The organism is Streptomyces chryseus (assembly GCF_014650755.1).
In the GTDB taxonomy this organism is placed as follows: domain Bacteria; phylum Actinomycetota; class Actinomycetes; order Streptomycetales; family Streptomycetaceae; genus Streptomyces; species Streptomyces chryseus.
Genome location: NZ_BMVO01000053.1, coordinates 1 through 10,313, shown reverse-complemented (window position 1 = coordinate 10,313; position 10,313 = coordinate 1). Strand labels below are relative to the sequence as shown.

At 74.1% G+C, this 10,313-nt stretch carries 3 protein-coding genes; all 3 read left to right on the top strand.

Annotated features, from left to right (window positions below; translation table 11 throughout):
• Nucleotides 1-3,355: type I polyketide synthase (locus IE185_RS32495; RefSeq protein ID WP_189716529.1), on the top strand; the 3,355-nt coding region annotated here is incomplete at its 5' end.
• On the top strand, nt 3,352-9,396 hold the full coding sequence (locus IE185_RS32490; protein ID WP_138897338.1) for a type I polyketide synthase: 6,045 nt from the start codon (nt 3,352-3,354) through the stop codon (nt 9,394-9,396). The genes IE185_RS32495 and IE185_RS32490, both read left to right, overlap by 4 nt.
• Nucleotides 9,397-9,499: 103 nt before the next feature.
• The coding region (locus tag IE185_RS32485) for a beta-ketoacyl synthase N-terminal-like domain-containing protein (protein WP_373303780.1) at nt 9,500-10,313 on the top strand (814 nt) is incomplete at its 3' end.

Below are 10,313 nucleotides of genomic sequence, written 5' to 3'. Positions count from 1 at the left end.
GCTCGCCACCCGCCGGGTCGACCTGCCCACCTACCCCTTCCAGCGCACCCACTACTGGGCCGAGACCTCCCCCGCAGGGGTCGGTGATGTCGCAGCCGCTCGCTTCGGCATGACCTGGCAGGAGCACCCGTTCGTCGGGGGCGCCCTCCGGCCCGCGGGCTCCGACGAGGTGCTGCTCGCCGGGCGGTGGGCCCTCGCCTCGCACGCCTGGATGACCGACCACGCGGTTTCGGGTGTTCCGCTGCTCCCGGGCACCGCGTTCGTCGAACTCGCCCTGCACGCCGGTTCGGTCGCAGGGTGCCCGGCGCTTGAGGAACTGGAGGTCCGCGCACCGTTGGTCCTGCCGGAGCGCGGCGGGGTACAGATCCAGGTGCGCGTCGCGGACGCCGACGAGTCCGGCAGGTGCCGGGTGTCGGTGCACGCGAAGCCCGACGAGCTTGCGGTCTCCGGTGCCGGCGGCCTCGGCGCGGACGCGGACCGGGCCCCCTGGACACTCCACGCCGTCGGCCTGCTGGCCCCGGCGAGCGCGCGGCTCACGCAGGCCGGCAGGGCCGACAGCAAGGTAGTCGGCGACAAGGAGACCGGTACCGACAGCGACGACGTCGGCAGCGAGGCAGCGGCCTGGGCCCGCACGGAGTGGCCGCCCGCCGGCGCCGTTCCGGTCGAACCGACGGAGTTGTACGACCGGTTCGCCGAGCTGGGTTACGAGTACGGCGAGGCGTTCGGTGGCCTGCGGTCGGTCTGGCGCCGGGACGGCGAGGTGTTCGCTGAGGTACGGCTCCCGGGCCGTGTGGTGGCCGATGCCCCCCGGTACGCCGTCCATCCCGCGCTCCTCGATGCCGCGCTCCAGCCGTGGATGGCGGGCGGCCTGTTCGAGGTGCCCGCGGGCCAACTGCTGCTGCCGTTCGTCTGGCGCGGTATGACCGTGCACGCGCCGGGCGCCGACGAGGTACGTGTCCGGCTGGTCCGGAGCGCGGACGGAACGCTGTCGTGCCAGGCCGTGGACCCCGCCGGGGACCCGGTGTTCTCCCTCGACGCGTTGGCCATGCGGCCCGTGGAGCGGGACCGTCTCGCCGCCTCCCTGGGCGCCTCCACCACCGCTCCCCTCTACGAGGTCGTGTGGCGGGAAGTCGGTGCGCGAGCGGCCGGCCGGCCGGAGCGTTGGGCATTGGTCGGTGGCGACCGAATCCGTTCCCGGCTCGGCCACGCGGCCGAAGCGGCCGGGTTCACCGAGTACACGGGTCTCGACGAGCTGCGCCGGGATCTCGCCGAGGGCTGCGCCGCGCCGGAAGCCGTCGTGGTCACCTTCGGCCCCGGTGCCGAGCCGGACCGGCCCGTCGCCGACGAGGTGCGGGCGGTCCTGCACGAGGGCCTGGCCTGTGTCCAGGAGTGGCTGGCCGACGAACGGGTCGCGGACGTCAGGCTCGTGATATTGACGGAACGCGCGGTCGCCGCCGCTGTGGACGAGGACGTCCCCGGGCTCTCCCGGTCGGGCTTGTGGGGACTGCTCCGCTCGGCGCAGTCCGAACACCCCGGACGGTTCGGGCTCATCGACGTGGACGCCCACGACCTGTCCGCGGCGGCGATCCCGGCCGCCCTGGGGGAGATCGCCGAGGGAGCGCCTCAGCTGGCGGTACGCAAGGGCGTTCTGTACGCGCCGACCTTGGCGCGAACGCAGGTGCCGACCGGCACGTCAGCCGGTCCGGGCCACCCGGCTCCGCCCGCCTCGATCAGCAGCCACCCGGCTCCCAGCCACCCGGCCACCAGCTACCCGGCTCCAGACGACCCTGCCTCCGGCGACAGCCCGGGTGCTCCCGGCGCGACGCCCCGCACCCCTCAACTCGGTGACGGCACCGTCGTGGTCACCGGCGCCACCGGCACGCTGGGCCGACTGTTCGCACGACACCTTGTGCAGCGCCACGGCGTACGGCACCTGCTTCTGCTGAGCCGTAGCGGCGCGTCCGCCCCGGAGGCCGACGCACTTCTCGCGGGGCTGCGGGAACTCGGCGCGGAACCGGAACTTGTCGCCTGCGACGCGGCGGACCGCGACGCACTGCGCTCGGTGCTCGCGGGCATCCCCGGCACGCGTCCACTCACCGGTGTCGTGCACGCGGCCGGCGTCCTCGACGACGGCGCGGTCGAAGCGCTGACCCCGGACCGCATCGACTCCGTACTGCGGTCCAAGGCCGACGCCGCTCTCCATCTGCACGAACTCGTCGCGGACCGACAGCCGGCGGCGTTCGTGCTGTTCTCCGGAGCCGCCGGGCTCCTCGGGCGCCCCGGGCAGGGCAACTACGCCGCCGCGAACACCTTCGTCGACGCCCTGGCGCACCACCGCCGCGCCCAGGGGCTCCCCGGGCTGTCGCTCGCCTGGGGCCTGTGGGGCGAGGCCACCGGCATGACGTCGCACCTGGCGGAACGGGACCTGGGGCGCATGAGGCGCTCGGGCATCGCTCCGATGTCGAACGAGCAGGGGCTCGCGCTCTTCGACCGCGCCCTCGCGTCGGCTTCGGACCGCGCCCTCGCGTCGGCTTCGGACCGGGCCCTTCTCGTACCGATGAGGCTGGATCTTGCGGCGCTGGGGCGGGAGAGTGCCGAGAACGGGCCCGAGGCAGTGCCCGTACTCCTGCGGGCGCTGGTCCCGGCCGACACGGCGCGGCACACGGCGGCGCGGACCGCGCCCTCGCGGCACGCGACGTCCGCCGAGGGCGCCGGCGGGCCGTCGGCCGTCACGCCCGAGGCGCTCGCCGGTCGGCTGGCGGCGCTTGACGAACCCGCCCGTGGCCGTGAACTGCTCCACCTGGTGCGGGCCCGGGTGGCGAAGGTGCTCGGCCACTCAGATCCCCAGGCGGTGGAACCGGGACGGCCGTTCCGCGAGAGCGGGTTCGACTCGCTGATGTCCGTGGAGCTGCGCAACCAGCTGAACGCCGCAACCGGGCTGCGGTTCCCCGCGACCGTGGTGTTCGACCATCCGACACCGCGAGCCGTCGCGGAGCACATCGGCGCCGAACTCGGCCTGGACGGCGGGGACGAGGACGCCGGCGACGCGGCCCTGTCGAGCCTGGAGGCCCTGCTGGCCGCCGTGGCGGGCATGGCGGCGGACGACGAAAGGCGCGAGCTGGTCCGTCGGCAACTGGAGTCCGCGCTCGTCACGGTCGGAGCTGCCGGCACCGCTGGAACTGCTGGAGCCGCTGGAGCTGACGGAGCCGCCCGAGCCGCCCGAGCGGCATCCGAGGCATCCACCGGCCGCCCCCGGCCCGGCGGGGACCCGACCAGTACGCGGGCGGCGGTCGAGGAACAGCTCGACTCCGCGAGCGACGACGACCTCTTCGCCTTCATCGAGGAGCAACTGTGAGCAGCAACGAGGCCCCGCACACCGAGGCCCGGGAGAGCGCGCCGCCCGGCGCGGGCGCCCGGCACACCGGCACACCGGACGGCAGGACCCGGGACGACAAGGTCCGGGAGTACCTCAAGCGGCTCACCGCCGAGCTGCTCAGCACCCGGCAGCAACTCACGTCGCTGGAGGAGAGCGCCCGCGAGCCGATCGCGATCGTCTCGATGAGCTGCCGTTTGCCCGGCGGGGTGACGACCCCCGACGAACTGTGGCGGCTCCTCGAAACGGGGACGGACGCCGTGTCCGGGCTGCCCGACGACCGTGGCTGGGACCTGGAGGCGCTCTACGACCCCGACCCCGACGTCCCGGGTACCAGCCACGCCCGTGAAGGCGGGTTCCTCGACGACTGCGCCGGCTTCGACCCCGAGTTCTTCGGGATATCCCCACGCGAGGCGCTGGCCATGGACCCCCAGCAGCGGCTGCTGTTGGAGACGTCCTGGGAGGCCCTGGAACGCGCGGGAATCGACCCCACGACCGTCCGGGACAGCCGCACCGGTGTGTACACGGGCGTGATGTACGACGACTACGGCGCCCGACTGATCCACCGGCCGGGCGCCGGCGCGCCGGCCGACCTGGAGGGCTACCTCGTCAACGGCAGCGCGGGCAGCGTCGCGTCGGGCCGCGTCTCGTACGCACTCGGCCTGCGCGGCCCCGCCGTCACGATCGACACGGCGTGCTCATCGTCCCTGGTCGCCCTCCATCTGGCCGCCCAGGCGCTGCGGCTGGGGGAGTGCGACCTCGCGCTCGCGGGCGGGGCGACCGTGCTGTCGACGCCGACGATGCTCATCGACTTCTCCCGCCAGCGCGGGCTCGCCGCGGACGGACGCTGCAAGGCGTTCGCCGACACCGCCGACGGCACGGGCTTCGGCGAGGGCACCGGGATGGTCCTGCTGCAACGCCTCTCCGACGCCCGCCGCGAGGGCCGGCCCGTGCTGGCCGTCATCCGCGGTTCGGCGGTCAACCAGGACGGCGCAGGCAACGGTCTGACCGCGCCCAACGGCCTGGCACAGCAGCGGGTCGTGCGGGCGGCGCTCGACCACGCCCGGCTGGGACCCGACCAGATCGACGCGGTCGAGGCGCACGGCACCGGGACCCGGCTCGGCGACCCGATCGAGGCACAGGCCCTGCTCGCCACGTACGGCCGCGGCCGGCCCGCGGACCGCCCGCTGTGGCTCGGGTCGCTGAAGTCCAACCTCGGACACACGCAGGCGGCGGCCGGTGTCGCGGGCGTCATCAAGACGGTCCTCGCCATGCGCCACGGTGTGCTGCCGAAGACGCTCCACGTGGACGCGCCGTCGTCGCACGTCGACTGGGCGTCGGGCGCGGTGGAGCTGCTGACCCGCCCGGTGCCGTGGCAGCCTCGCGCCGACGGGGAACCGCTGCGCGCGGGCGTGTCGTCCTTCGGAGCCAGCGGCACCAACGCACACCTGATCCTGGAGAGCGCCGCCGCCCCGGAGCAGGACATACAGCGAGTACCGGACCCGGACGTGGGGTCCGCCGCCGCCCCGGAAGGGGCGCGGACGGCGGAGGTCGTCGCTCCCCGCCGCGCGGCCCCCGTGATGTGGACCGTGTCGGGACGGGACCGCGAGGCGCTACGGGAACAGGCGGACCGCCTGCACACGCACCTGAGCGCCCTGGAGGCCCCCGTGGCCGCCGTGGCGAGTGCGCTGGCGCACCGCCGCACCGCCTTCCGCCACCGCGCCGTCGTCATCGGCGAGGACCGCGAAACGCTGCTGGGCGGACTGCGCGCGCTCGCCGACGGGCGGGATGCGGACGAGCCGAGGGCCGCCGGGGCCCGCGTCGTCACGGGCGAGGCCGCCGCGGAGCGCCGGACCGCCTTCCTCTTCTCCGGTCAGGGCAGCCAGCGCCCGGGCGCCGGACGCGAGCTCCACACCCGGTTCCCCGCCTTCGCCCGGGCCCTGGACACCGTCTGCGCCGAGATGGACCAGCACCTCGAACTCCCCTTGCGCGCAGTCATGTTCGGCGACGCCGATCCCGGCGCCGTCCGGACCGGGGCCGAGGCGGCAAACGGCGCCGGAACCGCCATGGAGTCCGCGCTGCTGGACCGTACGGAATACACCCAGCCGGCGCTCTTCGCCCTCCAGGTCGCCCTCTTCCGGCTGCTCACCGAGGAATGGGGCGTACGCCCGGACGCGGTCATGGGGCACTCCGTCGGCGAGATCTCCGCCGCTCATGTCGCGGGAGTCCTCGACCTCGCCGATGCCTGCGCCCTCGTCACCGCACGGGGCCGCCTCATGCAGGCGTTGCCCCGCGGCGGCGCGATGGCCGCGGTCGCGGTGAGCGAGGCGGAGCTGGCTCCGTACCTGGTGGGCCGTGAGACGGAGATCTCCCTCGCCGCCGTCAACGGCCCCTCGTCCGTGGTGGTTTCGGGCGACGAACAGGCCGTGCTCGACCTGGTGGAGCTGTGGCGGTCGCGTGGCCGGGACACCAAACGGCTCACCGTCAGCCATGCGTTCCACTCGCCCCGCATGGACGGGATGCTGACACAGTTCGAACAAGTTGCTCGCGCATTGCGCCATCGTCGGCCGACGCTTCCTTTCATGTCGAACCTGACCATGGAGAACGGCACTCCCGCTGATCCGTGCGGCCCGGACCACTGGGTCCGCCATGTGCGCGAGCCGGTGCGGTTCCTCGACGGCATCCGCGCCCTGCGCGCCGACGGCGTCGACACCTACCTGGAGTTGGGACCTGACGCGGTGCTCACCGCCATGGTCAGGTCCTGCCTCGACGACGACACCGCACACGGCCCGCGGGAACCCGTGGGCCGCTCGCTCACCGTGCCGGTGCTCCGCAGGAACCACGGTGAGACGGACGCCCTGACGCGCGCGGTGGGCGAGGTGTACGCCCACGGTGCACCGGCTCTGCCGGCGGCGCGGCCGGAGCACCCCGAGGAGGCCGCCCGGCTGGCAGCCGCTCTGCCCACCTATCCTTTCCGGCGCAAGCGCTACTGGCTGGACGTGCCGGCGGCGTCCGACCCGGAGGCCATGGGGCTCGACGCGAGCCCGCACCCCCTGCTGTCCGCCGCCGTGCCCCTGCCCGAAGGACAGGGCACGGTGTGGACCGGGCGCCTGTCCCTCCGCAGCCACCCGTGGCTGACCGAGCACACGGTGCGCGGCCAGGCGGTCGTGCCGGGAACCGCTCTGCTGGAACTCGCCCAGCACGTCACCGACGCGCCGCAGGCCTCCCCGTCGCACGCCTCCCCGGTGCTTGCCTCCGCGCCGCACGCCGACGCGCCCATGGCCACGGCCGGCCCCGTCCCCGGCACCGTCTCCGAACTCACCCTGGAGACGCCGCTGGTGCTGCCCCGGCACGCGACGGTACGGCTGCGCGTCACGCTGAGTGCCCCGGACACACACGGTGAGCGCACCCTGCGGATCTACTCGGACGCCTCGGCACCGCGGGGCGGCGGCTGGACGCGCCACGCCTCCGGCACCGTCGGCGGCACGGACGAACCGCCCACTGACCGGTCGCCCTTCGGCACCACCTGGCCGCCGGAGAACTCCGTACCCCTCGACATCTCGGCCGAGTACGAGCGCTTCGCCACCGCGGGCATCGGATACGGGCCCGCCTTCCGCGGTCTGTCCGCCGCCTGGCGCCGCGGCACCGAGGTCTTCGCCGACGTCCGGCTGCCCGGTGCGTACGCCGACGAAGCCGGCCGCTACGCCGTCCACCCCGCTCTCCTGGACGCCGCGCTGCACGCCGCGGCACCGGGACTCGGCCTGGAGCACGGGCTCGTACCCTTCTCGTGGACCGGCGCCCGCGTGCACCGTCCGAGCGCCGACGCCCTGCGGGTACGCATCACCGCCGCACCCGGCGTAGCAGGCGCCGACGCCGTCGCGCTCACGGCCGTCGACACCGCCGGACGGCTCGTCCTCACGGTGGACGCGCTCGCCCTGCGCCGCCCCGACACCGACGGTCTCGCCGCCGCGGGTGCCGCACAGCTGCCGCTGCACCGGCTGCGCTGGAGCGCCCGCCCCGGCGGGCCGTCCCCGACCGGGCCCGCGCCCGGCCCCGAGGACCTCCACGTGCGCTGGGCCGACGCCACCGACGAGGAACTGCTCGCCAAGGCGGCCGAGGAGAGCCAACGGGACGGCGTTCCGCTCCTCGTGGACCTGGGTGGCTCATCGGGTTCACATCCGGATGTGGTGCGGGACACGCTCGGGCGGGCCCTCACCCTCGTCCAGCGGTGGGTCGACGGCGCACACCACGACCACGCGTCTCCTGGCCCCGGGCCACTGACCTTCGTCACCCGCGGTGCGGTGGACACGGGGGACGGCGGTGTCGACCCGGCAGCCGCCGCCGTCTGGGGACTGCTGGGCTCCGCTCAGGCCGAACACCCGGACCGCATCACCCTGGTGGACACGGACGGGGCCCCCGCCTCCCGGCACGCCCTGGCCGTGGCCGCCACCCTCGGCGGCCGGTCGGCCGTCCGCGACGGAGTCCTGCTGCGGCCCGCACTGGTCCAGGCCGACCTGGTGCGCGCGGGCTCCACCACGCCCGCACCGGCCCGGCCGACCGCGGAGGGCGCGGTAACGACGGAGGGCACGGCATCCGAGCAGGGAACGGCATCCGCGCAAGGCACAACAGCCGTGCAGGGCACGGTACTTGTCACCGGCGGCACTGGAAGCCTGGGCGCGATGGCGGCGAAACACCTCGCCGCCGCCCACGGCGTACGCCACCTGCTGCTGCTCAGCAGGCGCGGGCCCGCGGCGCCCGGCGCGGACGAACTCGTCCAGGAACTCGCCGTGCTCGGAGCCCGCGCCGACGTCGTGGCCTGCGACGCGGCCGATCGCGACGCCCTGCGTGCCGTACTCGACGGCATCCCCGCCGACCGGCCGCTGACTGCCGTCCTGCACACCGCCGGAGTCCTGGACGACGGCGTCGTCACCGCGCAGAGCGCCGAGCGCCTGGACGGTGTACTGCGCCCCAAGGCCGACGCGGCCTGGAACCTCCACGAACTGACCAGGGACCTGCCCCTGTCCGCCTTCGTGCTGTACTCCTCAGCCGCCTCGACGCTGGGCAGCGCCGGCCAGTCCACGTACGCCGCGGCCAACGCCTACCTCGACGCGCTCGCCGTATGCCGCCGGGCCGAGGGACTGCCGGCCGTCTCCCTTGCCTGGGGGCCGTGGGACAGCGGCATGGCCGGCACCCTCACCGACGTGGACGCGGCCCGCCTGCGGCGCACCGGGATCGTTCCCCTGCACCGGGCCGAGGGGCTTGCCGTGCTGGACGCCGTGCTTGCCGGACCGGAGGACGCCGCGGTCATCCTGCCGGTACGGGTCGACCCGGCCGCGCTGCACGCGCACGACGCCGAGCGGATCCCGGAGGTGCTGCGCTCGCTCGCCGCCCCTGCCTCCACGTCCGCGTCCTCCACGGCGGGGACGAACGCCCCCGATGCCGACCGGCGGGGCACAGCCGCGCTCGCCGAACGCCTGGCCGGGGCATCCCGCGCCGAACGGGCAGCCGTACTCGCCGAGGCGATCCGTACGGAGGTCGCGGCGGTGCTGGGGCACGGCGACACCATGGCCGTCACCAGGGACGGCAACTTCCGTGAGCTGGGCCTCGATTCGCTCACGGCGGTGGAGCTCCGCAACCGGCTCGCCGCAGCCACCGGCCTGCGCCTTCCCGCCACCATCGTCTTCGACCAACCGACCCCGCAGGCACTCGCGGTCTTCCTGGACCGCGAACTGCCCGGCCCCGAGACAGCCGTACTCCACACCCTCGACCGGCTCCAGGAACAACTGGACGGCGCACCGGAAGCAGTGGTCGACGACGAGGTGCGGGGCCGTGTCACCCGACGGCTCGAAGCCCTGCTCGCGACTCTGGCCGTACCGGGGCGACCGGCCGACGGCGGCCCGGCAGTGACCGACGGTACCGGAGCCGGCCAGTCCGACCGCCCGGACGAGGCGGTGGGCAACCGCCTGCGAACGGCGACCGACGACGAGCTGTTTGACCTGCTCGACAACAAGTTCCGGCAGTGAACAGCAGGTCCCGGCAATGAACAGCAGGTTCCGGCAGTGAACAACCTGCCGACGCACGCGCTCTGAGGCGACGACCGCACCACGAGACCATCTCAGGAGAACTGTGTCCACCAACGACTCCGACTCAGCAAACGGCTCCGCCACCTCCGAGGCGAAGCTTCGGGACTACCTCCGCCGCGCCATGGTGGAGCTCCACGAGACGCAGGAGAAGCTGCGCCAGGCGGAGGAGCAGGCGCACGAGCCCGTGGCCATTGTGGGGATGGGGTGCCGGTTCCCGGGTGGGGTGGGTTCCGCGGAGGACCTGTGGGATCTGGTGGCATCGGAGACGGATGCGGTGTCGGGGTTTCCGGTGGACCGGGGCTGGGATGTCGCGGGGTTGTACGACCCGGAGCCCGGAACCCCCGGCAAGACGTATGCGCGGGAGGGGGGTTTCCTGCACGGGGCGGGGGAGTTCGATGCCGCGTTTTTCGGGATTTCGCCGCGTGAGGCGGTGGCGATGGATCCGCAGCAGCGGTTGCTGTTGGAGACGTCGTGGGAGGCGGTGGAGGGTGCGGGGATCGACCCCCACGCGTTGCGCGGCAGCCGCACCGGCGTCTACGCGGGCGTGATGTACCACGACTACGGCAACGGGCAGGCCGCCGCCGCCGACATGGGCGGCTTCCTCGGCACCGGGACGTCCGGAAGCGTGGCGTCGGGCCGTATTTCGTACGCGCTGGGGCTTGAGGGTCCTGCGGTGTCGGTGGACACGGCGTGTTCGTCGTCGTTGGTGTCGTTGCATCTGGCGGTGCAGGCGCTCCGCCGGGGCGAGTGCGACCTGGCGCTGGCGGGTGGCGTGACGGTGATGGCTTCGCCAGGGATGTTTGTGGAGTTTTCGCGGCAGCGTGGGTTGGCGGTGGATGGCCGGTGCAAGGCGTTCT